This is a genomic window from Burkholderia latens (assembly GCF_902499045.1).
GTDB lineage: Bacteria > Pseudomonadota > Gammaproteobacteria > Burkholderiales > Burkholderiaceae > Burkholderia > Burkholderia latens.
The window spans coordinates 1-846 of the sequence record NZ_CABVPL010000109.1 but is presented as its reverse complement, the minus strand read 5'-3'; the positions used below and the strand labels follow the sequence as shown (position 1 = coordinate 846).

Genomic DNA, 846 nt, shown 5'->3' with positions numbered 1-846 from the left:
CCGACGACGGTCGTCAACGGCGACAACGGCGTGGGCATCGGCAACGGCGCGATCGTCGATCAGACCGCGCCGGGCGGAGTTGCGATCGGGCAGGCGGCGAGTTCCGCGCAGGCCGACGCGATCGCGCTGGGCAGCGGCGCGACGGCGACCGGCGCGCAGTCGGTCGCGCAAGGCGCGAATGCGGTGGCGGTCAGCGTGGGCAGCGTCGCGCTCGGCTCGGGTGCGCGCAGCACGGCGACCGATGCGCTCGCGCTCGGCGCCGGTGCGTCGGCCACGTTCGCGAACAGCGTCGCGCTCGGCGCCGGTTCGCTGACGACGGTCGGCGCGCTGACCAACTACGTCGCGTACGGGCTGAGCAGCCCGCAATCGTCGGCCGGCGAAGTGAACGTCGGCAACCGGCAGATCACCGGCCTCGCGGCCGGCAAGAACGGCACGGACGCGGTGAACGTGTCGCAGCTCGATTCGATCGCGAGCCAGCTGACGACGCTGATCGACCAGCGCACGACCAACCTCGGCGGGCAGTACACGACGAACCCGCCGGGCGGCAACGTGCCGCCTGGGGCGAGCGGTTCGAACTCGTCGGCGGGCGGCTCGGGAGCGGTTGCATCGGGGTCGAACAGCACGGCGGTCGGCAACAGCTCGACGGCGTCCGGCAACGGCTCGACGGCGATCGGCGTCGGCTCGACTGCATCGGGCAACAACTCGACGGCGATCGGCGCGGGCAGCAACGACGGCGGGCGCTCGAACGTAGTCGCGGTCGGTTCGGCGGATTCGCCGCGGCAGGTCGTGAACGTCGCGGCGGGCACGCAGGGCACCGACGCGGTGAACGTGAATCAGCTGAATGCG

Annotated in this window: 1 protein-coding gene; it reads left to right on the top strand. The window is 72.3% G+C overall.

Annotation, left to right across the window (positions count from 1 at the left end; all coding sequences use genetic code 11):
* Nucleotides 1-846, top strand: an 846-nt coding sequence (locus tag BSE24067_RS33045; RefSeq protein WP_367647186.1) for a YadA family autotransporter adhesin, incomplete at both ends; no start/stop codon positions are given.